Consider the following 25,839-nt stretch of genomic DNA (forward strand, 5'->3'; position numbering starts at 1 on the left):
CTGCTCCGGCCCGTGCCACCCCCGGAGCGTTCATGACCGACAAGACTTCCGTACCCGCGTCCGACGACGCGGACACTCATCTCCGCGAAACGCCGGTTGCCTCGGCGACCCTCCACCGCGGCAAGTTCCTTACGCTCAAGCAGGACATCGTGCGGCTGCCCGACGGCAAGCAGACCGGGCGCGAGTACGTGCTGCACCCGGGCGCGGTCATGATGATTCCGCTGTTCGACGACGGCACCGTGCTGATGGAGCGCCAGTTCCGCTATCCGGTGGGCGAGGTCATGCTCGAATTCCCGGCCGGCAAGCTCGATCCGCAAGAGGGCGCGCAGCGCTGCGGCGAGCGCGAGCTGCTGGAGGAGACCGGTTACACCGCCAAGCGATGGGACTACCTGACGCGCATCCATCCCGTGATTTCCTACTCGACCGAGTTCATCGACCTGTTCCTGGCCCGCGACCTGACGGCCGGCGCGTCGAAGCTCGATGACGGCGAATTCCTGGAAACCTTTATCACGCCGGTGGGGCAGGTGATCGACTGGGTGCGCCAGGGCCGCATCACCGACGTCAAGACGATCATCGGCGCGTTCTGGCTCGAAAAGATCGTCTCGGGCACATGGCAGCCGGGCGAGCAGTCCGAGCCGCCGTTCCCGGCGAAGCGCGCGGCCGACTGACTGGTTGCCGGCTTCGGTCGTGACAGTTGCTGTCCGGGCAGTGTCACGTTGAAACAGGAATTTTATGTTCCTAGCATAGGGATGGCCTGCGGGTGCAATGCCTGCAGACCGGTGCGCGCCGCCGCCGTCGGCGCGGCGCATCCAAGGAGCCCCCTATGCTGATCCGGACCGTTTCCCAGATTGCCCGGCTGGTCGCGCTTGCCGTTGCCATGCTCGTTCTGGTGGTGCCGGCATCGGCACGTGCCCAGCCCTCCGACTACGCGCAAACCGACGCGCCGATCATCCTGGTCCACGGCGGGCTCGGCACTTCGCAGTATCTCGGGCTGGCCGACTACTTCTACGGCATTCCGGACGACCTGCGCAGCCACGGCGCGGAAGTCTTCGTGGTGCACCTCAGTGCCGTGAACGGCGAAGGGCCTGACCGGCGCGGCGGGCAGCTCGTCCAGTGGATGCAGGATTTCATGGTGGTCAACGGCCCCAGCCGGTTCAACCTCATCGGCCACAGCATGGGTGGGCTGAGTTCGCGCTATGCGGCCACGGTACTGCCAGAAAACGTGGCCTCCGTGACGACCATTGGCACGCCGCACAAGGGCATGGAACTGTTCGACTTCACGGGCGAGCAGCCCGTGCCTGTCCAACTGGCGCTCATCGCGGCATTGAACCTGATGGGATACGCCATTGGGGTGACGTCGGGTCAGCCGCTACCGCAGGATGCGGCAGCGTTGCAGCAGCAACTGTCGACCGAGGGCTCCGCCGCCTACAACGCCATGTATCCCAGCGCCGGCCTGCCCGCAGATTGCACCGGGCCCACCGCCGAGGTGGACGTTCGCAACGGCGAGACCCAGTTGCTGTATTCCTGGACCGGCAATGCGTCCGCCACCAACGTGTTGGACCCGTCGGACCTCGTGTTCGTGCCGGTGGGCCTGCTGATCGAGTCGCGCAATGGCGGCAGCCACGACGGGTTCGTCTCGGTGTGCAGCGCCCGGTTCGGCAAGGAGCTCGGCATCTACGACTGGAACCACTTCGATGAAGTGAACCAGATCCTCGGGCTGCGGGGGCTCTGGTCGGCGGATCCCGTGGCCGTGATCCGGCAGCACGCCAACCGCCTGAAGCTGGCCGGCCTGTGAATCGGTCCGGGCTGAGATGGGCGGCCGGTGCGGTAGGGCTTGCCGCAGCCATCGCCATCGCGGCGTTCTACCGTGCCGATGAGATCACGCGTGGCGACGCCGCACCCTCGACAGGCGCCGGTGTCGGGGTGCCGGCAAGGATCGAGGCGGCCGGCAACGTCCCCGATCCCGGTGCCGAAGCGGCGCGCGATGACACCGTTGCCCCGGATGGGCTCCACACCGATGCGAAGGGACGGTTGCGCGTCACGCGCCAGACCCGGGACCTGTTCGAATACTTCCTGGCCAGCGCGCCCAGGGCCAACCGGGAGCGCCAGATTGCCCTGTTGACTGCCCACATCAACAAGACGCTGGGCGCCGCCGCACCGGTCGCGCGCAACGAGGCGCTGGACCTGGCCAGACGTTTCGTGTCCTACATGGACGCTCACGACGCCATGCTGCGGACGTATGGATTTGCCCGCAATGCCAACCTGGCCGATACCGCCGAGCTGCCGCGCATCGCGGAATTCCTGCGCAAGCGATCCGATCTGCGGCGGGAGCATCTGGGTGCCAATGTTGCGCGGCTCTGGTACGGCGACGAGGAAGATCGCGAGCAACAGTTGCTCGCCCGGCTACGGTCGGGGCAGGGCGCCCCGGAGCCGGCACCGGTGCCCCGGGCGCAGGCGCTGACCCAGCAGTTGCAGGACCTTCGCGCCAAGGGGGCGAGCCCCGAGGCATTGCGCGAATTCCTGCGCGCCAATGTCGGCGAGGACGCCGTGCAACGGTTCGACGCCCAGCGTCGCGCCGATGCCGCATGGGCCGCCAAGTACGCGAGCTACCGCGCCGACGTGGCCGCGGTTGCCAGCCACGGTGGGCTCGATGCCGACGAAGTCCGCCGCCAGTCGGACGCCATCCGGACGCGGCACTTTCCCGATGCCCGGGACGCGGCACGCGCCGCGATGCTCGACGGGCAACCGCCCCCGGCACCCCGCGCCCCATAGCATCCGCCGGGCGCCGTCAAATCCGACGCCAATCCTGTAAGCTTGCTTCCCCGCCGGTCGGGGTTTTCCCTCGGTCCGGCGCAGCCTGGCTACGCCGCCACGGCGATTGTGTTTTGCGCGTATCCTGCCAGGTGGAAAACGGTCCGAAAAAAATTAGCACGACCGTTCACAAAATTTCGATTCACGGCTAACATTGCCCGACGGGCTGGAAAGATCATGAAGGTGCTCGACCTGCGCTGTGCGCAAGACCATCGATTCGAGGGCTGGTTTGCCTCGGCGGAAGACGCGCAGTCGCAGATGTCACGCAACCTCGTCCAATGCCCGGTCTGTGGCGACCATGCGGTCAGCCGCCTGCCCAGCGCGCCGCGCCTGAATCTTTCGGGTGCCACCGCCAGGCCGGCGCCGATGCAGGCCCGCGCGGAACCAGGCAACGCCGAGGCGCAGCAGCTGATGCAGGCGCTGCAGGCGCGCTACCTGAAGGCCGTGCGGCAGGTGCTGGCGCAGACCGAGGACGTGGGCGAGCGCTTCGTCGAGGAAGCGCGGCGCATGCATTACGAGGAGGCGCCCGAACGCGGCATCCGCGGTTCGGCCACCCCCGAGGACGTGCAGGCGCTGGCCGAAGAGGGCATCGACACCTTTCCGCTCATCGTGCCGGACGCCTTGAAGCAGACGGCCCACTGAACAAGCATCCTGTGCCCGGTTTTTCCGCGCAGCGATGCGCAGGGAAAACAATCGGCCGGCGCCCGCCGGCACCACCAATGGAGACGGGCATGGATCTCAACTACTCGGCGGCCGACAACGCCTTCCGTCAGGAAGTGCGTAGCTGGCTCGAAGCCAACCTGCCGGCGGATATCCGCGACAAGGTTCTCAATCACCGCCGTCCCAACCGCGACGACCTCGTGCGCTGGCACAAGACGCTGGCCGGCAAGGGCTGGTCGGCGCCGCACTGGCCGGTGGAATTCGGCGGCACGGGCTGGAACGCCACGCAGCGCCATATCTGGGACGAGGAAAACGCCCGCGTCGGCGCGCCCGGCGTGCTGCCGTTCGGCGTGGCCATGGTGGCGCCGGTGATCATGAAGTACGGCAATGCCGAGCAGAAGTCGTACTACCTGCCGCGTATCCTCGACTGCACCGACTGGTGGTGCCAGGGCTATTCCGAGCCGGGCTCGGGTTCCGACCTGGCGTCGCTGAAAACGCGCGCCGAACTGACGACGGACGGCAAGCACTACATCGTGAACGGCCAGAAGACGTGGACCACGCTGGGCCAGCACGCCGACATGATCTTCTGCCTGGTGCGCACCGATCCGGAAGCCAAGAAGCAGGAAGGCATCTCGTTCCTGCTGATCGACATGAAGACGCCGGGCATCACCGTGCGGCCGATCATCATGCTCGACGAAGAGCACGAGGTGAACGAGGTCTTCTTCGACAACGTGAAGGTGCCGGTGGAAAACCGCGTTGGCGAGGAAAACCGCGGCTGGACCTACGCCAAGTACCTGCTGGGCCACGAGCGGACCGGCATTGCCCGCGTGGGCGCGTCCAAGCGCGAGCTGGGCTTCCTGAAGCGCGTGGCGCGCCAGCAGCAGAAGAACGGCAAGCCGCTGCTGGAGGACCCGGTGTTCGGCGCCAAGGTGGCCGCGCTGGAGATCGAGCTGATGGCGCTGGAGATCACCGTGTTGCGCGTGGTGTCGAGCGAGGCGGCCGGCAAGGGCCCCGGCCCCGAGGCATCGATGCTCAAGATCAAGGGCACCGAGATCCAGCAGATGCTCACCGAACTGATGGTAGAGGCCGTGGGCCCGTACGCGCAGCCGTTCGACACGCCGTACCTGGAGTGCGAGACCGAGCACGCCGTGACCGGCTACGACGACGCCGCACCGCTGGCCGCGTACTACTTCAACTACCGCAAGACGTCGATCTACGGTGGTTCCAACGAAATCCAAAAGAACATCATCAGCCAGATGATTCTGGGGCTGTGAGGAGACACGCGACATGAACTTCAATCTCAGCGACGAACAGAAGCAACTGTCCGATGCCATCCGCCGCTTCGTCGAGAAAAGCTACGACTTCGAATCGCGCAAGAAGAACATCAAGACCGATGCCGGCTTTGGCGAGCAGGCCTGGGGCGCCCTGGTGGAACTGGGCCTGACGGCACTGCCGGTACCGGAGGCGCAGGGCGGGTTCTCGGGCACGGCCGTCGACATGATGGTGGTGCAGGAACAACTGGGCCGTGGCCTGGTGGTCGAGCCGTACTTTGCCACCGTGGTGGCCATGCAGGCACTGAAGCTGGCCGGCGGGCAGGACGCGCTGCTGGAACAGGTGGCCGGCGGCGAACTGAAGCTGGCCACGGCGTTCAACGAGCCGCAGGCGCGCTACGAGCTGAACAACGTGACCGTGACGGCCAAGGGCGGCAAGCTCAACGGCCGCAAGGTCGTGGTGATCCACGGCGCGCAGGCTGACAAGCTGGTGGTGTCGGCCCGTACGGCCGGCGGCCAGTCTGACCGCGATGGCATATCGCTGTTCCTGGTCGACACGCAGGGCGCGGGCGTCAGCGTCAAGGACTACCGCACGATCGACAACCTGCGCGCGGCCGACGTGACGTTCACCGACGCCCCCGCCACGCTGCTGGGCGCCGAAGGCAAGGGCTGGGACGTGCTGGAGGCCACGGCCGACTACGCCGCCGTGCTGCTCTGCGCCGAGGCCGTTGGCGTGATGGATACGCTAAACGCCGCCACGCTCGAATACGCCAAGACGCGCCAGCAGTTTGGCGTGCCCATCGCCCGCTTCCAGGCGCTGCAGCACCGCATGGTCGAGATGTTCATCCATGCCGAGCAGTCGCGCTCGATCACGCTGCTGGCCGCGGCGCGCTTCGAGGAGGCGTCGCACGAGGAGCGCCGCCGCTACGTGTCCGCCGCCAAGGCGCGCGTGGGCCAGGCGGCCCGCTCGGTCGGCCAGGAGGCGGTGCAGATCCACGGCGGCATGGGCGTGACCGACGAACTGCCGGCCGCGCACATGTTCAAGCGGCTGACGCTGATCAACACGACCTTCGGCGACGTGGACCACCACCTGGGACGCTTTGCCAGCCAGCCCGGCTTCCAGGAAGCCGCCTGACCGCATCGATTGACCCGAACCGCGCCGGCCACCCCGAGCGCGGTTTTTTGCTTTGGAGCCCCCGATGTCCAGCAAGATGTATTTCGAAGACTACGTCGTCGGCAGCGAGATCCCGCTCGGCAGCTACCACGTGACCGAAGAGGAAATCGTCACGTTCGCCAGGCAGTACGACCCCCAGCCGTTCCACATCGACAAGGCCGCCGCCGAGCAGAGCATCTACGGCGGGCTGATCTCCAGCGGCTGGATGACCTGCGGCATCATCATGCGGCTGCTGGTACAGTCGATGGGCGACCGTTCCACCAGCATGGGCTCGCCCGGCGTGGACGAAGTCCGCTGGATCAAGCCGGTCTATGCCGGCGACACGCTGACCGCGTCGCTGAAGATCCTGGACGCCCGGCCGTCCAGCTCCAAGCCCGACCGGGGCGTGGTGATGACCCAGTGGGTCGGCACGAACCAGAAGGGCGAGGTGGTCTGCACGGTCAAGGGCATGGGCATGTACAAGCGGCGCCCGGCGTAAGGCACCGGCCGGCAGCAGGGCATCCGGCCGACAGGAACACAGCACCACAGGAACACAGCACCACAGCAGCACCTACCACAGCACGACAGGAGACAACGCATATGCGCACCATCGCATCGCTGGAAGAACTGGAATCCCTCCAGGGCCAGGAAGTGGCCGTCAGCGACTGGTTCGAGATCACCCAGCAGCAGGTGAACCTGTTCGCCGAGGCGACCGGCGACCACCAGTGGATCCACGTGGACGTCGAGCGGGCCCGGCGCGAGTCGCCGTTCGGCGCCCCGGTGGCGCACGGCTTCCTGACGCTGTCGCTGCTGCCGCAGTTCATGCACAGCGCCATCCACATGGAAGGCGTCAAGATGGGCGTCAACTATGGCCTGAACCGGGTGCGATTCACCGCCCCGGTGCCGGTGGGCAGCCGCCTGCGCGCGCGCGTGAAACTGCTCAAGGTGGAGCGGCTGGACCCGGCGCCCAACGGGCTGGTTGGGGCGCAGTCCACCTGGGAGGTCACGGTCGAGCGGGAAGGCAGCGACCGGCCGGTCTGCGTGGCAGAATCGATCACCCGCCGCTACTCCTGAGCGCGCCGTCAGCGCAGCGCCAGCGGGGCCGCTAGAACGCGGCCCCTTTCTTTTGTCCAGCAGATTCGCTTCGTCCATCGCTTCATGACGTGATCTGTTTCCTTTGTGCGACAGCTGAAACATTGTCCGATTAAAAGAACAGTGTTTCCGTTGTGTTTGGGTTTACCCGCAATGTTGCGTTGCGGTACATTCGCGGCCAACGATGTTTTAGGTAATGCGATATCCGCTCGGAGACCGTTCTCGCTGCGCTGGCGAGGCGGTCAAATGCAGGCGGATACCGCGTAGGCATCGTTGCACAACGCTTGTCCCGGTGGCTGCTCCGAACCGGGACCGATCGCAGTAGGCAGTCGGTTACCTCAGCGCACGCTTGGCGCCCCCCCCGCGTTTCGCGCACGCAGTCGTCAGTTGCTGTCCAGCCGCGCTCATGGCGTTGCCCGGCCGCATGGTCCGCCGGCGCTTGCACGCCCCATTTTCCGCACGCGCCAGCTTAGGACACGTCCCCGGTTTTCCCCAGCCCAGCCAGCCCGTTGCCCCGTGCAGCAGGCGGCAGTGCCTCGCTTGTGCACAGGCGTGGCGCAACCAGACCGTCGTGACATGAAGACACCAACAATGCCGCGCCTGATGCGGTACCTGCCTTGCCTTGGCCTGCTCCTGCTGGCCGGCTGCGACTTTGCGCTGATGAACCCGAAAGGGCAGGTCGGCGTGGACATCAAGGGCATCATCCTGATCGCCACCTGGCTGATGCTGCTGGTCGTCGTGCCAGTCATCATCCTGACGCTCGTGTTCGCGTGGAAGTACCGCGCCAGCAACACGTCGGCCACCTACGACCCCGACTGGTCGCACTCGACGAAGATCGAAGTGGTGGTCTGGCTGATCCCGTGCCTGATCATCATCGCGCTGGGCATCATCACGTGGAAGTCTTCCCACGACCTCGATCCGTACAAGCCGCTGGAATCCAGCGTCAAGCCCGTGCAGGTGGAAGCCGTGGCGATGAACTGGAAATGGCTGTTCATCTATCCCGAACTGAAGATCGCCACGGTCAATCAGCTGGCGCTGCCGGTGAACACGCCGGTGAACTTCAAGATCACGTCGGATTCGATCATGAATTCGTTCTTCATCCCGCAACTGGGCAGCCAGGTGTACGCCATGGCCGGGATGGAGACCAAGCTGCACCTCATCGCCAATGAAGCCGGCACGTACGACGGCATGTCCGCCAACTACAGCGGCGGCGGCTTCTCGGGCATGAAGTTCAAGACCATCGCCATGTCGAACTTCGAGTTCGACAAGTGGGTGGAGCAGGTGCGCGCGTCCAGCAAGCAGCTCGCCGCCGCGGACTACAAGGTCCTGGCCAAGCCGAGCGAGGCAGAACCGGTGACGTACTTCGGCAAGGTCGAGGACAACCTGTTCACCGGCATCCTGCATCAGTACATGGGGCACGACGGCCGTGCAATCGCCCGCGAAGGTTTCGATGGCGGTCCGGTCTGCACGTCGCGTAACACGCTCGGCGAAGAGCGTGTGTCCCTGACCACGCCGGCCACCCCGGCCGTGGGCGCGCAAATCTAGGAGCAATGATGTTTGGCAAATTGAGTTTGTCGGCGATTCCGTTTCATGAGCCGATCATCATGATCACGCTGAGCTGCGTGGCCCTTGGCGGGCTGGCGCTGCTCGGTGCGATCACGTATTTCAAGAAGTGGGACTACCTGTGGACCGAGTGGATTACCTCGGTCGACCACAAGCGCATCGGCGTGATGTACTCGCTGGTGGCGCTGATCATGCTGCTGCGCGGCTTTGCCGACGCCATCATGATGCGTACCCAGCTTGCCGTGGCCACCAACGGTGCCACCGGCTTCCTGCCGCCCGAGCACTACGACCAGGTGTTCACGGCCCACGGCGTGATCATGATCTTCTGCGTGGCCATGCCGCTGATGACGGGCTTGATGAACCTCGTGGTGCCGCTGCAGATTGGCGCGCGCGACGTGGCATTCCCGTTCCTGAACACGCTGAGCTTCTGGCTGTTCGTGGCCGGCGCGATGCTGGTGAACGTGTCGCTGGGCGTTGGCGAGTTCGCGCGCACCGGCTGGCTGGCCTACCCGCCGCTGTCGGGCCTGGACTACAGCCCTGGCGTGGGGGTGGACTACTACCTCTGGTCGCTGCAGATTTCAGGGTTGGGCACGCTGCTTACCGGCGTGAACTTCCTGGTGACGATCCTGAAGATGCGCGCCCCGGGCATGACGCTGATGCGCATGCCGGTGTTCACCTGGACGGCCCTGTGCACCAACGTGCTGATCGTGGCCGCCTTCCCGGTGCTGACCGTGTCGCTGGCGCTGCTGGGCCTGGACCGCTACTTCGACATGCACTTCTTCACGAACGATGGCGGCGGTAACGCCATGATGTACGTGAACCTGATCTGGATCTGGGGCCACCCCGAGGTGTACATCCTGATCCTGCCGGCCTTCGGCATCTTCTCGGAAATCATCTCGACGTTCTCGGGCAAGAAGCTGTTCGGCTACAAGGGCATGGTCTACGCCACGGCCGCGATCATGGTCCTGTCGTTCATCGTGTGGCTGCACCACTTCTTCACGATGGGCTCCGGTGCCAACGTCAACGCGTTCTTCGGCATCACGACGATGATCATCTCGATCCCGACGGGCGTGAAGATCTTCAACTGGCTGTTCACGATGTACCGTGGCCGCGTGCAGTTCACGTCGCCGGTGCTGTGGACGCTGGGCTTCATGATCACGTTCGTGATCGGCGGCATGACCGGCGTGCTGATGGCCGTGCCGGCAGCCGACTTCGTGCTGCACAACTCGCTGTTCCTGATTGCCCACTTCCACAACGTGATCATCGGCGGCGTGCTGTTCGGCTACCTGGCCGGCGTCACCTACTGGTGGCCGAAGGCGTTCGGCTTCAAGTTGAACGAGCGCCTGGGCAAGTGCGCCTTCTGGTGCTGGCTGGTGGGCTTCTACTTCGCGTTCATGCCGCTGTACGTGCTGGGCCTGATGGGCATGACCCGCCGCCTGAACCATACCGACAACCCGGAATGGACGCCGTGGCTGCACCTGGCCGTGGTGGGCGTGGTGTTCGTGGCGATGGGCATCGGCTTCCAGGTGCTGCAGATCGTCGTGTCGATCCGCGACCGCAAGAAGCTGGCCGACGTGACCGGCGACCCGTGGGGTGGCCGCACGCTGGAATGGGCCACGTCGTCGCCGCCCGCGTTCTACAACTTTGCGCACACCCCGGTGGTGCGTGACCTGGACGCGTTTGCCGACATGAAGGCCCGTGGCGAGAAGATGCCGACCAGCGGCTTCGAGCAGATCCACATGCCGAAGAACACGGCAGCCGGCTTCTACATGGGTGCCTGGAGCCTGGCGCTGGGCTTCGCGCTGACCTGGCACATCTGGTGGCTGGCCGCCGTGGGCCTGGTCGGCATGGTCGTGGCGTTCATCCGCCGCGCCAACGATGACCACATCGACTACTACGTGCCGGCCGCCGAGGTCGAGCAGATCGAAACCCGCTACCAGCAGCGTGTGGCTGCCCAGGGCTGATAACCATGTCGACAGAAGTTCTTGACCGCTTCGGGGCGCAAGCCCCCGCGCATGCGCACTCGCACGACGAGGCGCACGACCACGCGCATCACGACACCAGCGAGAACACGATCTTCGGGTTCTGGCTGTACCTGATGAGCGACTGCATCCTGTTCGCGTGCCTGTTCGCCGCGTTCGCCGTCCTGCGCGGCGAAGTGGCGGGCGGCCCGTCGGGCAAGGAGCTGTTCGAGCTCAACTACGTGCTCGTGGAAACCGCCATCCTGCTGTTCTCGTCGATCACCTACGGCTTTGCCATGGTGTCGATGCAGAACCAGCAGCGTGGTCGCGTGATGTTCTGGCTGGCCGTGACGTTCCTGCTTGGCGCGGGCTTCATGGCGATGGAAATCAACGAGTTCGCCCACCTGATCCACGAAGGCGCCGGCCCCAGCCGCAGCGCGTTCCTGTCGTCGTTCTTCACGCTGGTCGGCACGCACGGCCTGCACGTGGCAAGCGGCATGGTGTGGATGCTGGTGCTGATGTACCAGTTGTCGAAGAAGGGCCTGACGCCGGTGGTGGCCAAGCGCCTGAACTGCCTCAGCCTGTTCTGGCACTTCCTGGACGTGGTCTGGATCGGCGTGTTCACGGTCGTCTACCTGATGGGAGCAATGTAAATGGCACAGCAACACGCTACGAGCGCCCACGGCGCGTCGCACGGCCACAGCAGCGTCAAGTCGTACGTCATCGGCTTCGTGCTGGCCGTGATCCTGACCGTGATCCCGTTCAAGATCGTGATGGACGGCTCGATGGACCGCGCCACCACGCTCTGGATCATCCTGGGCATGGCCGTCGTGCAGATCGTCGTCCACCTGAAGTACTTCTTGCACCTGGACGGCTCCGACGGCCAGAAGTGGAACGTGATGGCGCTGCTGTTCACGGTCCTGATCTTGTTCATCGTGCTGGCCGGTTCGCTCTGGATCATGCACAACATGAACGCGAACATGATGCCGTGGATGAGCAAGTAACCGCCATCGCCGGTATCTGACGAAACGGGGCCTTCGGGTCCCGTTTTTTATTGCCCGCGGTGCGCCATGCACCGGCGGCGCACGGTCCTGCACCGTGCCGCATCGATGCACGGCATCGGTGCATCCTCCTGCCGCCTGCCCCGCGCGGCACGCGCACTGTCCTGGTGCGTCGCGATTCCCTTTCCGCCGATTTGTCGCGTCGCCGATGCCTGGCAACGGTTTGCGGGCGATGCGCCCGATGGCACGCTAGTTGCAGAAGCATCACCCGGGGTGCGTAGTCCCTACCAAACACGACAAACTGGGAGCTGCAATGAAACGACGTGACATGCTGAAGCTGTCGGCGGTGGCCGCCGCGGCGATGATCGGTACCAGCCCGCTGATGGCGCAGACCAAGGAGCCGATCAAGGTCGGCATCCTGCACTCGCTGTCCGGCACGATGGCCATTTCCGAGACGTCGCTGAAGGACGTGGCGCTCATGACGATCGACGAGATCAACAAGAGCGGCGGCCTGCTGGGCCGCAAGCTTGAGCCCGTGGTGGTGGACCCCGCCTCGAACTGGCCGCTGTTCGCCGAGAAGGCCCGCCAGCTCGTCACCAAGGACAAGGTCGCGGTCACGTTCGGCTGCTGGACGTCGGTGTCGCGCAAGTCCGTGCTGCCGGTCTACGAGGAACTGAACTCGCTGCTGTTCTACCCGGTGCAGTACGAGGGCGAGGAAATGTCCAAGAACGTGTTCTACACGGGCGCCGCGCCGAACCAGCAGGCCATCCCGGCGGTGGAATACCTGATGAGCAAGGAAGGCGGCGGCGCCAAGCGCTTCTTCCTGCTGGGCACCGACTACGTCTACCCGCGCACCACCAACAAGATCCTGCGCGCGTTCCTGAAGAGCAAGGGCGTGGCCGACAAGGACATCGAGGAGGTCTACACCCCGTTCGGCCACAGCGACTACCAGACCATCGTCGCCAACATCAAGAAGTTCTCGCAGGGCGGCAAGACCGCCGTGATCTCCACGATCAACGGCGACTCCAACGTGCCGTTCTACAAGGAACTGGGCAACGCCGGCCTGAAGGCCAAGGACGTGCCGGTGGTGGCGTTCTCCGTGGGCGAGGAAGAACTGCGCGGCATCGACACCAAGCCGCTGGTGGGCCACCTGGCCGCGTGGAACTACTTCATGTCGGTCAAGAACCCGCAGAACGATGCGTTCAAGAAGCAGTGGGCGGCATGGGTCAAGGCCAATAACCTGCCCGGCGGCGACAAGCGCGTGACCAACGACCCGATGGAAGCCACCTACGTGGGCATCCACATGTGGGCCCAGGCCGTCAAGAAGGCCGGCACCACCGACGTGGACAAGGTGCGCGCCGCCATGTACGGCCAGACCTTCAAGGCCCCGGACGGCTTCACGCTGACCATGGGTGACAACCACCACCTCTACAAGCCCGTGATGATCGGCGAGGTGAAGGGCGACGGCCAGTTCAACGTGGTGTGGAAGACGGCCAAGCCGGTCCGCGCCCAGCCGTGGAGCCCGTTCATCGCCGGCAACGAAGGCAAGGCCGACAAGGTCAACTAAGCCGGCCCCGGCTTGGTCATGCATCCCCTTTCCCGCCCGGCGGGAGAGGGGGCGCCCGCAGGTCATCCGAACGAACAAAAGACGCGATCCATCGCGCTACACCAGACTCCTGAATGCACCGACCACATGCGTCATGGCTGGCATGGCTGCGCGCCGTGCTTGCCGCCTTGCTGCTGGCCGCCGCCCCGCTCTGGGCCGCCACGCCGCTGACCCAGGCGGACCTGAAGCCGCTGGCCGAAGACGACTTCGATGCGAAGTCCGCCGCCCTGACCCGCATCACGCAGGCGCCGCCCGCCCAGGCCGAGCCGATCCTGAAGGCGCTGCAGGACGATGCGCTGCAGTACGCGCCGTCCGTGGGCATGGTGCGCACCGACGGCGACAAGACGCTCGATGCGATCACCGGCCAGCCGGTCACCGTGCCGGCCGATTCGCTGGAATCGCTGACGCTGAACAACAGCCTGCGCGCTATCGTCGACAGTGCCGCCAGCAGCCTGCTGCTGCAGTCGGCCGACATCGCCGTCCGCACGCAGGCCATCGCCACGCTGCTGGACCAGCCCGAGAGCGCGTCGCGCCCGGCGGTGGAGGCAGCCCGCAAGGCCGAGGCCGACGCCGGCCTGCGCGCCCGGCTCGACGTGATCTGGGCCAGCACGGTGCTGGCCGAGGGTACCGACGCGGCGCGCGGCGACCGCATCGAGGCCATCCGCATCCTGGCCAGCGACAGCAACCCGCAGTCGCGCCAGAAGCTGGCGCCGCTGATGGAAAAGGACGACGCCGGCAAGTACCGCGAGCCCGACGAGGGCGTGCGCGTGGCCGCCCAGCAGGCCATCGACCAGTTGCGCAGCGGCGAGCGCCGCGCCGAGGTGGTCGGCAACCTGTTCGCGGGCCTGAGCCTGGGCAGCGTGCTGCTGCTGGCGGCGCTGGGCCTGGCCATCACGTACAGCCTGATCGGCGTCATCAACATGGCGCACGGCGAATTCTTGATGATCGGCGCCTATGCCACCTACGTGGTGCAGACGCTGTTCCGCGCCTACGCGCCGCCCGAGGCGTTCGGCTGGTACCTGCTGGCCGCGCTGCCGGCATCGTTCCTGGTCGCCGGCCTAGTCGGCTTCGCGATCGAGCGCATCGTGCTGCGCCACCTGTACGGCCGTCCGCTGGAAACGCTGCTGGCCACGTTCGGTATCAGCCTGCTGCTGATGCAGGCCGTGCGCACCATCTTCGGCGCGCAGAACGTGGAGGTGGCCAACCCGGCGTGGATGAGCGGCGGCTTTACTGCGATGGCCGGGCTCGTGATCCCGTACAACCGCGTGGTCATCATCCTGTTCGCGCTGGGCGTAGTGGCCGTGGCCTGGGCCGTGCTGAACCGCACGCGGCTGGGCCTGTTCGTGCGCGCCACGACGCAGAACCGCACGATGGCCGCCTGCGTGGGCGTGCGCACCTGGAAGGTGGACAGCTACGCGTTCGCGTTCGGCGCCGGCATTGCCGGGCTGGGCGGCTGCGCGCTGTCGCAGATCGGCAATGTGGGCCCGGACCTGGGCCAGGCGTACATCATCGACTCGTTCATGGTCGTGGTGCTCGGCGGCGTGGGCCAGCTGGCCGGGACCATCGTCGGCGCCTTCGGCCTGGGCATCATCAACAAGTTCATCGAGCCGTTCTACGGCGCGGTGCTGGCCAAGATCTTCGTCCTCGTGCTGATCGTGCTGTTCATCCAGAAACGGCCACAGGGACTTTTCGCGCTCAAGGGGCGCAGCGCGGAGGCCTGACATGCGCAGTTTTTCCTCTGAATCCGGCAAGACGTTCCGTCTGGCCGTGCCCGAGCGCCAGCCGCTGTTCTCGGGCCGCGTCTGGACCCTGCTGGTGGCGCTGACCGCCATCGTCGGCATCGGCGTGCCGGTCTGCGCGCTGCTGCTGCCCGAGGGGCATCCGCTGCACCTGTCGGCCTACGCGCTGACGCTGGTCGGCAAGATCATGTGCTTTGCGCTGGCCGCCATCGCGCTGGACCTGGTCTGGGGCTACTGCGGCATCCTGAGCCTGGGCCACGGGCTGTTCTTCGCGCTGGGTGGCTACGCCATGGGCATGTACCTGATGCGGTCCATCGGCCGCGAGGGCGTCTACAAGAGCGACCTGCCCGACTTCATGGTGTTCCTGGACTGGAAGGAACTGCCCTGGTTCTGGCAGGGCACCGAGCACCTGCCGTACGCGCTGCTGCTGGTGGTGCTGGTGCCGGGCGTGCTGGCTTGGCTGTTCGGGTACTTCGCGTTCCGCTCGCGCATCAAGGGCGTCTACCTGTCGATCATCACGCAGGCCATGACCTACGCGGCGATGCTGCTGTTCTTCCGCAACGAGACCGGCTTCGGCGGCAACAACGGCTTCACGGACTTCAAGCGCATCGCCGGCTACGCCGTGGCCGCGCCCGAGACGCGCACCGCGCTGTTCGTGCTGACGTTCCTGGCGCTGGTCGGCGGGTTCGTCGCATGCCGCTACATCGTCACGTCCAAGCTCGGCCGCGTGGTCACGGCCGTGCGCGACGCCGAGATGCGCGTGATGTTCTCCGGCTACAACCCGCTCGGCTACAAGCTGTTCGTCTGGACGTTCTCGGCCGTGCTGTGCGGCATTGCCGGCGCGCTGTACGTGCCGCAGGTGGGCATCATCAACCCGGGCGAGATGTCGCCGGCCAACTCGATCGAGATGGCCGTCTGGGTGGCCGTGGGCGGGCGCGGCACGCTGATTGGCCCGATCGTCGGCGCGTTCCTGGTCAACGGTGCCAAGACCATGTTCACGGCCTACTTTGCCGAGTACTGGCTGTTCCTGCTCGGTGCGATGTTCGTGCTGGTGACGCTGTACCTGCCCGACGGCGTGGTCGGCCTGGTGCGCCGCCTGCGCGGCCGGCGCACCGCCGCGCAGAAGATCGACGCCGCGGCGGCCGAGGAACCGGTGGCCGCGCCGCAACAAGGGAGCAACGCATGAACGCCGCACTGGGAGTGGAGCAGGCCGAAAGCGGCGACGCCACGGGCCTGGGCCGCATCGTCGAGCCGGGCGTCATCGACACCTCGCACGGCCCGATCCTCTACATCGAGGACCTGACCGTGCAGTTCGACGGCTTTCGCGCGCTGAACAAGCTGTCGCTGTCGATCGACCACGGCGAGCTGCGCTGCGTGATCGGCCCCAACGGCGCCGGCAAGACGACGATGATGGACGTGATTACCGGCAAGACCGGCCCGCGCAACGCCAACGTCACGGGCCGCGTGTTCCTGGGCCAGACCATCGACCTGATGCGCATGACCGAGCCGAAGATCGCCCAGACCGGCATCGGGCGCAAGTTCCAGAAGCCCACGGTCTTCGAGCAGCACGAAGTCTGGGAAAACCTGGAACTGGCGATGAAGGCCGACAAGCGCTGGTGGTCGTCGCTGCGCGCGCGGCTGACCGGCGACGGCCACCGCCGCATCGAGGAAACGCTGGCGCTGACCGGGCTGGAGGACGAAGCCTACCGGCCGGCGGGCCTGCTGTCGCACGGGCAGAAGCAGCGGCTGGAGATCGGCATGCTGCTGATGCAGCAGCCGCAGCTGCTGCTGCTCGACGAGCCGGTGGCCGGCATGACCGACGAGGAAACGATGCAGTTGGCCGGCCTGCTGAACAGCCTGCGCGGCACCTGCTCGATGATGGTGGTGGAGCACGACATGGAATTCGTGGCCGCGCTGGCCGGCGACGCCGGCAAGGTCACCGTGCTCGCCGAAGGCAGCCTGCTGGCCGAGGGCACGCTCGACGCCGTGAAGCGCGACGAGCGCGTGATCGAATCCTACCTGGGAAGATAACGATGCTGCAGGTCAATGCACTGAACCAGTTCTACGGCGGCAGCCACATCCTGCGCGATGTCTCGTTCGACGTGCCGCAGGGCCGGCTGACCACGCTGCTGGGCCGCAACGGCGTGGGCAAGAGCACGCTGCTGAAGTGCCTGATGGGCGTGGTGCCCACGCGCAGCGGCACGGTCCGCTGGGACGGCAAGGCGCTGGAGAAGAAGGCGCCGTACGAGCGCGTATCGGCCGGGCTGGCCTATGTGCCGCAGGGGCGCGAGATCTTTCCGCGCCTGACGGTCGAGGAAAACCTGCTGATCGGCGCCGCCAGCCGCGGCAAGCCGGCCGGCGTGCCGGACCGCATCTACCAGTTGTTCCCGGTGCTGCGCACCATGCGCCAGCGGCGCGGCGGCGACCTGTCGGGCGGCCAGCAGCAGCAACTGGCCATCGGCCGCGCGCTGATGAGCGAGCCCAGCCTGCTGATCCTGGACGAGCCCACCGAGGGCATCCAGCCGTCGATCATCCAGGACATCGGCCGGGCGCTTCGGCTGCTGGTGGACGAGTACGGCATGACCGTGCTGCTGGTGGAGCAGTACTACGAGTTCGCGCGCCACCTGGCCGACCACTACGTGGTGATGAGCCGCGGCGAGGTGGTGGCCAAGGGCGCGGGCGCGACGATGGAGCAGGACGGCGTACGCGAGCTGATCGCCGTCTGACGCCGCGCCGCCTGCGCCGGCCGCCGTGCCGCCTTCCGGTGGAGGCGGCCGCGCGCTATGATCGCCGCCAACGCCCCCGCGCCCCGCGCCCCCTGAACCCGCCGAATCCGTTTCGATGCGTCACCCCGATTTCCCTTCGTCGCTTGCCACCCCGTCCACGTGGCACGCCAGCCTGCGCCTGCGCTTTGCCGTGCGCGCGGGCCGCACCGCCATGGTCGAGCGCCGCCACGAAGGCCCGCTGCGCGTGCAGAAGCCGCTCTATCCCGAGGGCGACATCTGCCACGGCGTGGTGCTGCACCCGCCGGCCGGCGTGGCTGGTGGCGACCGGCTGGACATCGACATCGCCGTGGCGCCGGGCGCCCATGCGGTGCTGGCCACGCCGGGCGCCACCAAGTGGTACAAGTCGCTCGGCCGCGACGCCGCGCAGCATGTGCGCATCGACGTGGCCGAAGGCGCGCGGCTGGACTGGCTGCCGCAGGAGAACATCGTGTTCGACGATGCCCGCGCGCGGATCGGCACCGACGTCGACGTGGCGCCCGGCGGCAGCGCCATCGGCTGGGACGCCGTCGTGCTGGGCCGGCTGGCCTCGGGCGAGCGCTGGGCCAGCGGATCGCTGTGGCTCGACACGCGCATTGCCTGCGCCGGCCGCGCGCTGTGGATCGAGCAGTCGCATTTCGACGCCGCGTCGCCGTTGCGCGGCGCCGTGGCCGGCCTGGACGGCCTGCCCATCCTCGGCACGCTCTGGGCCGTGGGGCAGGGCGCCACGCAGGAACTGGCCGAGGCGCTGGCTGCGTCGCTGCCGTACCGGCCCGACCTGCGCGCCGGCGTGACCTGCCTGGCCGCCGCCGGGCCGGCATCGATGCCGATGCTGCTGATGCGCGTGCTGGGCCGCGACATGGAGGCCGTGCGCCACCTGATGATCGACGGCTGGCAGGCCCTGCGCCAGCCGCTGCACGGCGTGCCGGCCCGCCCGCTGCGGCTCTGGGCCACCTGAACAACCACGAAGAACTGGATCCGACACATGGAACTGACACCGCGCGAGAAAGACAAGCTGCTGATCTTCACCGCCGCGCTGCTGGCCGAACGCCGCCGCGCGCGCGGGCTCAAGCTCAACTACCCCGAGGCCGTGGCGCTGATCACGGCCGCCATCATGGAAGGCGCGCGCGATGGCCGCACCGTGGCCGAGCTGATGCACGAAGGCACCACCGTGCTGGCGCGCGAGGACGTCATGGACGGCGTGGCCGAGATGATCCCCGAGATCCAGGTCGAGGCCACCTTCCCGGACGGCACCAAGCTCGTGACCGTCCACCACCCGATCGTCTGACGCGCCCATGCCGCGCCAGCCCCGCCCATCCGACATGCACAACAAGAGGAACCACCCGATGCGCCATTCCGCCCATTCCCTCGATACCGTCCGCCGCCGCCTGCGTACGCTGGCGCCGCGCGTGGCCACCGGCGCCGCGCTGTCGCTGGCCGCCGCGTCGGCCCTGGCCCATCCGGGCCACGACGCCGCCACCGTCGGCGCCAGCCTGTTCGCCGGGCTGGCCCACCCGTTCACGGGCGCCGACCACCTGCTGGCCATGGCCGCCGTGGGCGTCTGGAGCGCGCTGGCTGCGCCGCCGCAAGGCGCGTTCGGGCAGGGCGATGCGAAGGGCGCGCTGCTGCGCCTGCCGTTCGCGTTCGTGGCGATGATGCTGGTGGGCGCGGTGCTGGGCCTGGCGGGCCTGTCGCTGCCGGCCGTGGAGCCGATGATCGCCGCCTCGCTGCTCGTGATTGGGTTGCTGGTGGCCGCGCGCGCCCGGCTGTCGGCGCCGGCCGGCATGGCCATCGTCGGCGGCTTCGCGCTGTTCCACGGCTACGCGCACGGCGCCGAACTGCCCGCCACGGCCGCCGCGCTGCCGGCCGTGCTGGCCTACGTCGGCGGCTTTGCCGCGAGCACGATGGCGCTGCACGTGATGGGCATCGGCGCCGGCACGTTCCTGCGCCGCCATGCGGGCTGGATCGCGCGCGTGGCCGGGGCGGGCGTGGCGTTGTACGGCGCCGGCCTGCTGGTGGCCTGACCCATCCCAAGGAGCCAGGCGATGATTCCCGGGGAACTGATGCCGCTGGACGGCGAGATCGAACTGAACGCGGGCCGGCCGACGGTCAGCGTGACCGTGGCCAACACGGGCGACCGCCCGGTGCAGGTGGGCTCGCACTTCCACTTCTACGAGACGAACGCGGCGCTGTCGTTCGACCGCGAGGCCGCGCGCGGCTTCCGGCTGGACATCGCGGCGGGCACGGCCGTGCGCTTCGAGCCCGGCCAGTCGCGCACGGTGCAGCTCGTGGCGCTGGACGGCGACCGCATCGTCTACGGCTTCAACGGCAAGATCATGGGAGCGCTGTGATGAGCGTGAAGATTTCGCGGCAGGCGTATGCCGAGATGTTCGGCCCCACCACGGGCGACCGCCTGCGGCTGGCCGACACGGGGCTGGTGATCGAGGTCGAGCGCGACTTCACGATCTACGGCGAGGAGGTCAAGTTCGGCGGCGGCAAGGTGATCCGCGACGGCATGGGGCAGAGCCAGCGCATGTCGCAGGACTGCGTCGACACGGTCATCACCAACGCGCTGATCGTCGACCACTGGGGCATCGTCAAGGCCGACATCGGGCTCAAGCACGGCCGCATCGCCGGCATCGGCAAGGCCGGCAACCCGGACATCCAGCCGGGCGTGACCATCGTCGTGGGCCCCGGCACCGAGGTCATTGCCGGCGAGGGCATGATCGTCACGGCCGGCGGCATCGACACCCACATCCACTTCATCTGCCCGCAACAGATCGAAGAGGCGCTGATGAGCGGCGTGACGACGATGATCGGCGGCGGCACGGGCCCGGCCACGGGCACCTACGCCACCACCGTGACGCCCGGCCCGTGGTACATGGAGCGGATGCTGCAGGCCGCCGACGCCTACCCGATGAACATCGGCTTCCTGGGCAAGGGCAACGCCAGCCAGACCGGCCCGCTGACCGAACAGGTGCAGGCCGGCGCCATCGGGCTGAAGCTGCACGAGGACTGGGGCACCACGCCGCAGGCCATCGACACCTGCCTGACCGTGGCCGACGACACCGACACCCAGGTGGCCATCCACACCGACACGCTGAACGAGGGCGGCTTCGTCGAGGCCACCATCGCCGCGTTCAAGGGCCGCACGATCCACACGTACCACACCGAGGGCGCCGGCGGCGGCCACGCGCCCGACATCATCAAGGTCTGCGGCGAGGCCAACGTGCTGCCGTCGTCGACCAACCCCACGCGGCCGTACACCGTGAACACGCTGGACGAGCACCTGGACATGCTGATGGTCTGCCATCACCTGGACCCGTCGATCGCCGAGGACATCGCCTTTGCCGAGTCGCGCATCCGGCGCGAGACCATCGCCGCCGAGGACATCCTGCACGACCTGGGTGCGTTCTCGATGATCTCCAGCGATTCGCAGGCCATGGGCCGCGTGGGCGAGGTGATCCTGCGCACCTGGCAGACCGCGCACAAGATGGCGGCGCAGCGCGGCAAGCTGCCGGGCGACCCGCACGACGCGCGCGGCGGGCACGACAACTTCCGCGTGCGACGCTACATCGCCAAGTACACGATCAACCCGGCGCTGACGCACGGCATCGCGCACGAGGTGGGGTCGATCGAGGTGGGCAAGTGGGCCGACCTGGTGCTCTGGAAGCCGGCGTTCTTCGGCGTGAAGCCGAGCCTGATCCTCAAGGGCGGCATGATCGCCGCGGCGGCCATGGGCGACCCCAACGCGTCGATCCCGACGCCCCAGCCGGTGCACTACCGCCCGATGTTCGCATCGGCCGGCGGCGCGCTGCCCAGGTCGTCGCTGACATTCGTCTCGCAGGCCGCGCTGGCGGCCGACGTGGGCGGGCGCTACGGGCTGGCCAAGACGCTGGCCGCCGTGCGCGGCTGCCGCACCGTCAGCAAGCGCGACATGGTGCACAATGACTGGCAGCCCCACGTCACCGTCGATCCCGAGACGTACCAGGTGGTGGCCGACGGCCAGTTGCTGACGTGCGAGCCCGCCACCGTGCTGCCGATGGCGCAGCGCTACTTCCTGTTCTGACCCGTGATCAAGATCGACAAAGTCCTGCCCGCGCCGCATGGCATCGCACCGGTACTGGTGCGCCGCGCCCCCAAGCTGGTGCTGCCATTCGGCGACCGCAGCAAGAGCCGCCTGCGCGCGGTGCTCGATAACGGCACCGAGGCCGCGCTGTTCCTGCCGCGCGGCACCGTGCTGCGCGGCGGCGACCTGCTGGTGGCCGAGGACGGCACCTTCGTGGAAGTCCAGGCCGCCGCGGAATCGGTGCTCGAAGTCAGCGCCACCGATCCCCAGGCCCTGATGCGCGCCGCCTACCACCTGGGCAACCGCCACACCCCCGTGGAAGTGGGCCGCGACTACCTGCGGCTGGAATACGACCCCGTGCTGGCCGACATGCTGGCCCGCCTGGGCGTCCAGGCATCCCGCGCCAACGCCCCCTTCGAACCCGAAGCCGGCGCCTACGGCGGCGGCCACAAACACGGCCACGACGCCACGTTCGCCGAAGACTACGCCACGGCGCAGGCGGTGTTCCACGAGCACCATGGGCATGATCGGGGGCATTCGCATGGGCATGGGGGACACTGTGGGCATGAGCATTGACGGGATGTGATCAATGGTTGAACGGCTGGCCCTCTCCCCCAACCCCTCTCCCGCAAGCGGGAGAGGGGAGACCACCGACGGAACTGACAACGCCCCCGCCAGCACCGGCAAGGCTGCCGGTTTGCTTACCCCCGCCAGCGCTGGCGAGGCTGCCGGTTTGCTCCCCTCTCCCGCTGGCGGGAGAGGGGCCGGGGGAGAGGGCCGGCGCCTGAGTCGCTACGCGTTCGCAAAGTCCCTCCGCACCCGCCAGACCAATGCCGAAGAACGCCTCTGGTACTTCCTCCGGGCTCACCGGTTTCTCGGGCTGAAGTTCAAGCGGCAGGTGCCACTGGGACCCTACGTCGCGGACTTCGTCTGCATGCAGCACCACCTCATCATCGAAGCCGACGGCAGCCAGCACGGCACGCCGGCAGACATGGCCCGCCACCGCTGGCTGCAGGCGCAGGGCTACACGGTCCTGCGCTTCTGGAACAACCAGATCGACCACGAGATCGACGGCGTGCTGGAATCGATCCGCCTGGCCGTGCTGGCACGCGGTTTCGTAGAACCGCCGTCCCCGGTCACCGACCGTGCGGTCCCCCGTCCCGCCGGCGGACAGGGCCGGCGCATCCAGGGCGCCCCATGACAACCCTCCCACAGCTCATCTCCCTGCTGCACCTGGCCTCGCCGGCGCTGCCGATTGGCGGGTTCAGCTATTCGCAGGGGCTGGAGGCGGCCATCGACTGCGGGCTGGTGGCCGATGCCGGCACGGCGGAGCGGTGGATTCACGACAACCTGTCGCACGTGCAGGCCCAGTGCGAGGCGCCGGTCTGGCTGCTGCTGCATCGCGCGTGGCGGGCTGGCGATCACGACGCGGTGGCGCACTGGAACAGCTGGTTCCATGCCACGCGCGAGACGGCCGAGCTGCGGCTCGAGACCGAGCAGATGGGATGGTCGCTGGCGAAGCTCGTCGCGCAGATGGGCTGGGGCGACGACGCCATGCGCGGCGTGCTGCGCGACCTGTCGCCGCTGTGCCTGCCCACGGCGTTCACGGCGGCCTGCGTGGCGCTGGGCATCGACGGGCGCGACGGCCTGGCGGCCTATGCGTTCAACTGGGCCGAGAACCAGGTGGCCGCCGCGATCAAGGCCGTGCCGCTGGGGCAGGTGGCCGGCCAGCGCATCCTGCTTGGGCTGCATGGCGCCGTGCACGCGACCGTCGACGAAGCCGTACGCCGCGCCGATGCCGAGCCGCCGCAGCTCTCCACGTTCTCGCCCATGCTCGGGCTGCTGTCGGCCCGGCACGAGACCCAGTATTCCCGGCTGTTCCGCTCGTAGGCGGCCGGCCCAACTCCTGAAGCTTTTGATCATGACCCGTACCAAGAAGAATCCTCCCCTGCGCGTCGGCGTGGGCGGCCCGGTGGGCTCCGGCAAGACCACGCTGCTGGAAATGCTCTGCAAGGCCATGCGCGACCGCTATGACCTCGTGGCGATCACCAACGACATCTACACGAAGGAAGATCAGCGCCTGCTGACCATCTCGGGCGCGCTGCCGGCCGAGCGGATCATGGGCGTGGAGACGGGCGGCTGCCCGCACACGGCGATCCGCGAGGATGCGTCGATCAACCTGGAGGCGGTGGACCGCATGCTGGCGAGGTTTCCCGACGCCGACGTGGTGTTCATCGAATCGGGCGGCGACAACCTCGCCGCCACGTTCAGCCCCGAGCTGTCGGACCTGACAATCTACGTGATCGACGTGGCCGGCGGCGAGAAGATCCCGCGCAAGGGCGGGCCGGGTATCACCAAGTCAGACCTGCTGGTGGTCAACAAGACCGACCTGGCGCCGTACGTGGGGGCGTCGCTGGAAATCATGGAAAGCGACACGCGCAAGATGCGCGGCGAGCGTCCGTTCGTGATGGGCAGCGTGAAGTCGGGGCAGGGGCTGGACCAGGTCATCGCCTTCATCGAGCAGCAGGGCATGCTGAACGTCTGAGCGCGCGCGGCGCGGCTGGCGAAGGGCGCCCGGCCTGGGCGCCGGGGTGGTGCTTCAGCGCGTGTGGCGCCGGGCCAGCGCGCGGGCCACGCCGGCCACGACGTCGCGGTCCACGTCGTTCAGTTCCGCCATGTACCGCAGCGTTGCCTGCACCGACGGCGACTGCTCGGCGTCGAACGGCGACCGGGGCGCGTCCTGGCTCTCCTCGGCACGATGCTTGGAAAAGTCAAGCATCTCGGTTGGCGCAACACCGAGCGTATCCGCGAGGGTACATATGTTGTATAGCGCAACATTGCGCGTGCCGCGTTCGATGCCGCTGAGGTACGATCGGGCCAGGCCGCTTTCCAGCGACAGCGCTTCCTGTGACCAGCCGCGCTGCTTGCGCAACCAGGTCAGGTGCCGCCCGAACAGCTTGAGTGGGTCTGCTGTCATATGCTGCTGTGTGGATACTAAGTCGCTAAGTCGATCGAGCCTAAGGGTTCGACCTATGCACAACGACAACTTATAGTTCGTCGTTCTATCGGTGCCAGATCGCAATCCTAAGCGCGCTGACTATCGCGATGGCGGCACAGATGCCAGCCTGTCCGTCGAACACAGGGGCATCGAAAACGGCCCCGCCCGGCATGGGCGGCGGGGCGGAAAACCGCGCCACGCCGTCCATTGCGGATACCGGGGCGCCGGGCACACCCGGCCTGCCTGGCAGGTTCCGCAAGGCCGTGCAGCCGGCCCCCTTGTCACCCCGCAGCCAACCTCCGTCACACCCCGCCGGCCGAAACCGAGGCCGGCATCGGTTGACGGTAATGTGTCATTCCGGCAACGGCCGGCGGCGGTCAGCGGCGCTGATATTGCGTGGCCCCGAACAGGATCTCGCGTTCCTTGTCCGATTGCAGCGGCTTGCGCTCCTTGGCCAGCACCTCCACGCCGCGCTTGACGGCCGGGCGCTCGGCAATCTCGTTGAACCAGCGCTTCAGGTGCGGGTAGTCGTCCAGCTCCACGCCCTGGTTCTGCCAGCTGCGCAGCCACGGGAAGGTGGCGATGTCCGCGATGGTGTAGCCGTCGCCGGCCAGCCAGGCGTGGCGGGACAGCTGCTTGTCGATCACGCCATACAGGCGCCGGGCCTCGTTGGTGTAGCGGTTGACCGCGTATTCGATCTTTTCCGGGGCGTAGATGCGGAAATGGTGCGCCTGGCCCAGCATCGGGCCCACGCCGCCCATCTGGAACATCAGCCATTGCAGCGCGTCGTACTTGCCGCGCACGTCGTCGGGCAGGAACTTGCCGGTCTTGCCGGCCAGGTAGAGCAGGATCGCGCCCGATTCGAACAGCGAGATCGGCGCGCCGTCAGGGCCGTCACTGTCGACGATCGCCGGGATCTTGTTGTTGGGGCTGATCTTGAGGAAGTCGTCGCCGAACTGGTCGCCGGCGCCGATGTTGATCGGATGCACCTTGTACTCGAGACCGCATTCCTCGAGCATGATGTGGACCTTGTGGCCGTTCGGGGTGGCCCACGAATAGACGTCGATCATTTTGCAACGCGCTCCATGGTGAATTGGCGGAGGCATTACAGCACAGAGTGAAAAACCCTGCTGACGGGAGATCTAACGCACCG

At 67.3% G+C, this 25,839-nt stretch carries 28 protein-coding genes; 26 read left to right on the top strand and 2 right to left on the bottom strand.

What is annotated here, in order from left to right:
* Nucleotides 1–32 precede the first annotated feature (32 nt).
* From EPAKOI_RS04565 to ureG, 26 genes are all read left to right on the top strand, one after another.
* On the top strand, nucleotides 33–668 hold the full coding sequence (locus tag EPAKOI_RS04565; RefSeq protein ID WP_423193075.1) for an NUDIX domain-containing protein: 636 nt from the start codon (nucleotides 33–35) through the stop codon (nucleotides 666–668).
* A 155-nt stretch (nucleotides 669–823) separates the two neighbouring features.
* A complete protein-coding gene (locus tag EPAKOI_RS04570; protein ID WP_423193076.1) occupies nucleotides 824–1,795 on the top strand; it encodes an esterase/lipase family protein in 972 nt (323 codons plus the stop codon).
* Nucleotides 1,792–2,772, top strand: a complete 981-nt coding sequence (locus EPAKOI_RS04575; protein WP_423193077.1) for a lipase secretion chaperone — start codon at nucleotides 1,792–1,794, stop codon at nucleotides 2,770–2,772. Before EPAKOI_RS04570 ends, EPAKOI_RS04575 begins: the two co-directional genes overlap by 4 nt.
* 216 nt (nucleotides 2,773–2,988) lie before the next feature.
* A complete protein-coding gene (locus tag EPAKOI_RS04580; RefSeq protein ID WP_423193078.1) occupies nucleotides 2,989–3,453 on the top strand; it encodes a DUF1178 family protein in 465 nt (154 codons plus the stop codon).
* Nucleotides 3,454–3,542: 89 nt separating this feature from the next.
* A complete protein-coding gene (locus EPAKOI_RS04585) occupies nucleotides 3,543–4,745 on the top strand; it encodes an acyl-CoA dehydrogenase family protein (protein WP_313835823.1) in 1,203 nt (400 codons plus the stop codon).
* 13 nt (nucleotides 4,746–4,758) lie between these two features.
* Entirely contained in the window at nucleotides 4,759–5,877 is a 1,119-nt protein-coding gene (locus EPAKOI_RS04590) for an acyl-CoA dehydrogenase family protein (RefSeq protein WP_423193079.1), read from the top strand.
* A 64-nt stretch (nucleotides 5,878–5,941) separates the two neighbouring features.
* Nucleotides 5,942–6,394, top strand: a complete 453-nt coding sequence (locus EPAKOI_RS04595) for a MaoC family dehydratase (RefSeq protein ID WP_423193080.1) — start codon at nucleotides 5,942–5,944, stop codon at nucleotides 6,392–6,394.
* Between the two features lie 101 nt (nucleotides 6,395–6,495).
* The gene (locus EPAKOI_RS04600) at nucleotides 6,496–6,969 is read left to right on the top strand and encodes a MaoC family dehydratase (RefSeq protein ID WP_124684853.1); all 474 of its coding nucleotides are present in this window, start codon (nucleotides 6,496–6,498) and stop codon (nucleotides 6,967–6,969) included.
* A 594-nt stretch (nucleotides 6,970–7,563) separates the two neighbouring features.
* Nucleotides 7,564–8,532 carry a ubiquinol oxidase subunit II gene (gene cyoA, locus EPAKOI_RS04605; protein ID WP_124684852.1) on the top strand — a complete coding sequence of 323 codons (969 nt, stop codon included), beginning with the start codon at nucleotides 7,564–7,566 and terminating at the stop codon, nucleotides 8,530–8,532.
* 8 nt (nucleotides 8,533–8,540) lie between these two features.
* Nucleotides 8,541–10,514, top strand: a complete 1,974-nt coding sequence (gene cyoB, locus EPAKOI_RS04610) for a cytochrome o ubiquinol oxidase subunit I (RefSeq protein ID WP_423193481.1) — start codon at nucleotides 8,541–8,543, stop codon at nucleotides 10,512–10,514.
* 5 nt (nucleotides 10,515–10,519) lie between these two features.
* Complete coding sequence (gene cyoC, locus EPAKOI_RS04615) at nucleotides 10,520–11,164, top strand: cytochrome o ubiquinol oxidase subunit III (protein ID WP_124684851.1); 645 nt, start codon at nucleotides 10,520–10,522, stop codon at nucleotides 11,162–11,164.
* A complete protein-coding gene (cyoD, locus tag EPAKOI_RS04620; protein WP_124684850.1) occupies nucleotides 11,165–11,515 on the top strand; it encodes a cytochrome o ubiquinol oxidase subunit IV in 351 nt (116 codons plus the stop codon).
* 310 nt (nucleotides 11,516–11,825) lie between these two features.
* Nucleotides 11,826–13,079 (top strand): urea ABC transporter substrate-binding protein, encoded by a 1,254-nt coding sequence (gene urtA / locus EPAKOI_RS04625; RefSeq protein ID WP_124684849.1) that lies wholly within the window; start codon nucleotides 11,826–11,828, stop codon nucleotides 13,077–13,079.
* A 113-nt stretch (nucleotides 13,080–13,192) separates the two neighbouring features.
* Nucleotides 13,193–14,839 carry an urea ABC transporter permease subunit UrtB gene (gene urtB, locus EPAKOI_RS04630; RefSeq protein ID WP_423193081.1) on the top strand — a complete coding sequence of 549 codons (1,647 nt, stop codon included), beginning with the start codon at nucleotides 13,193–13,195 and terminating at the stop codon, nucleotides 14,837–14,839.
* A gap of 1 nt (nucleotide 14,840) precedes the next feature.
* Nucleotides 14,841–16,043: an urea ABC transporter permease subunit UrtC gene (gene urtC, locus EPAKOI_RS04635; RefSeq protein ID WP_423193082.1), complete on the top strand. Its 1,203-nt coding sequence runs from the start codon at nucleotides 14,841–14,843 to the stop codon at nucleotides 16,041–16,043.
* Nucleotides 16,040–16,888: an urea ABC transporter ATP-binding protein UrtD gene (gene urtD, locus EPAKOI_RS04640; protein WP_423193083.1), complete on the top strand. Its 849-nt coding sequence runs from the start codon at nucleotides 16,040–16,042 to the stop codon at nucleotides 16,886–16,888. The genes urtC and urtD overlap by 4 nt, the downstream gene beginning before the upstream one ends.
* Nucleotides 16,889–16,890: 2 nt before the next feature.
* Nucleotides 16,891–17,583: an urea ABC transporter ATP-binding subunit UrtE gene (urtE, locus tag EPAKOI_RS04645; protein ID WP_423193084.1), complete on the top strand. Its 693-nt coding sequence runs from the start codon at nucleotides 16,891–16,893 to the stop codon at nucleotides 17,581–17,583.
* A 115-nt stretch (nucleotides 17,584–17,698) separates the two neighbouring features.
* The gene (locus EPAKOI_RS04650; RefSeq protein ID WP_423193085.1) at nucleotides 17,699–18,577 is read left to right on the top strand and encodes an urease accessory protein UreD; all 879 of its coding nucleotides are present in this window, start codon (nucleotides 17,699–17,701) and stop codon (nucleotides 18,575–18,577) included.
* 27 nt (nucleotides 18,578–18,604) lie between these two features.
* Nucleotides 18,605–18,907, top strand: coding sequence for an urease subunit gamma (locus EPAKOI_RS04655; protein WP_011515766.1), 303 nt, complete (start codon nucleotides 18,605–18,607; stop codon nucleotides 18,905–18,907).
* A 58-nt stretch (nucleotides 18,908–18,965) separates the two neighbouring features.
* Nucleotides 18,966–19,643, top strand: a complete 678-nt coding sequence (locus EPAKOI_RS04660) for a HupE/UreJ family protein (RefSeq protein ID WP_423193086.1) — start codon at nucleotides 18,966–18,968, stop codon at nucleotides 19,641–19,643.
* Between the two features lie 21 nt (nucleotides 19,644–19,664).
* A complete protein-coding gene (locus EPAKOI_RS04665) occupies nucleotides 19,665–19,970 on the top strand; it encodes an urease subunit beta (protein ID WP_124684841.1) in 306 nt (101 codons plus the stop codon).
* Nucleotides 19,970–21,688 (top strand): urease subunit alpha, encoded by a 1,719-nt coding sequence (gene ureC, locus EPAKOI_RS04670; protein ID WP_124684840.1) that lies wholly within the window; start codon nucleotides 19,970–19,972, stop codon nucleotides 21,686–21,688. Before EPAKOI_RS04665 ends, ureC begins: the two co-directional genes overlap by 1 nt.
* 3 nt (nucleotides 21,689–21,691) lie before the next feature.
* Nucleotides 21,692–22,264, top strand: a complete 573-nt coding sequence (ureE, locus tag EPAKOI_RS04675; RefSeq protein WP_423193087.1) for an urease accessory protein UreE — start codon at nucleotides 21,692–21,694, stop codon at nucleotides 22,262–22,264.
* A gap of 13 nt (nucleotides 22,265–22,277) precedes the next feature.
* Complete coding sequence (locus EPAKOI_RS04680; protein WP_423193088.1) at nucleotides 22,278–22,889, top strand: endonuclease domain-containing protein; 612 nt, start codon at nucleotides 22,278–22,280, stop codon at nucleotides 22,887–22,889.
* The gene (locus tag EPAKOI_RS04685) at nucleotides 22,886–23,578 is read left to right on the top strand and encodes an urease accessory protein UreF (RefSeq protein WP_423193089.1); all 693 of its coding nucleotides are present in this window, start codon (nucleotides 22,886–22,888) and stop codon (nucleotides 23,576–23,578) included. The genes EPAKOI_RS04680 and EPAKOI_RS04685 overlap by 4 nt, the downstream gene beginning before the upstream one ends.
* A 25-nt stretch (nucleotides 23,579–23,603) precedes the next feature.
* Nucleotides 23,604–24,233: an urease accessory protein UreG gene (gene ureG / locus EPAKOI_RS04690; RefSeq protein WP_423193090.1), complete on the top strand. Its 630-nt coding sequence runs from the start codon at nucleotides 23,604–23,606 to the stop codon at nucleotides 24,231–24,233.
* Nucleotides 24,234–24,287: 54 nt separating this feature from the next.
* On the opposite strand, the gene EPAKOI_RS04695 is transcribed toward ureG, so the two are convergent.
* Together EPAKOI_RS04695 and EPAKOI_RS04700 are read right to left on the bottom strand one after the other, a co-directional pair.
* Nucleotides 24,288–24,665, bottom strand: coding sequence for a helix-turn-helix domain-containing protein (locus EPAKOI_RS04695; RefSeq protein WP_124684835.1), 378 nt, complete (start codon nucleotides 24,663–24,665; stop codon nucleotides 24,288–24,290).
* A 398-nt stretch (nucleotides 24,666–25,063) separates the two neighbouring features.
* Complete coding sequence (locus EPAKOI_RS04700; protein ID WP_124684834.1) at nucleotides 25,064–25,756, bottom strand: glutathione binding-like protein; 693 nt, start codon at nucleotides 25,754–25,756, stop codon at nucleotides 25,064–25,066.
* Nucleotides 25,757–25,839 lie beyond the last annotated feature (83 nt).

The organism is Cupriavidus sp. H18C2 (assembly GCF_049393795.1).
GTDB lineage: Bacteria > Pseudomonadota > Gammaproteobacteria > Burkholderiales > Burkholderiaceae > Cupriavidus > Cupriavidus pauculus_C.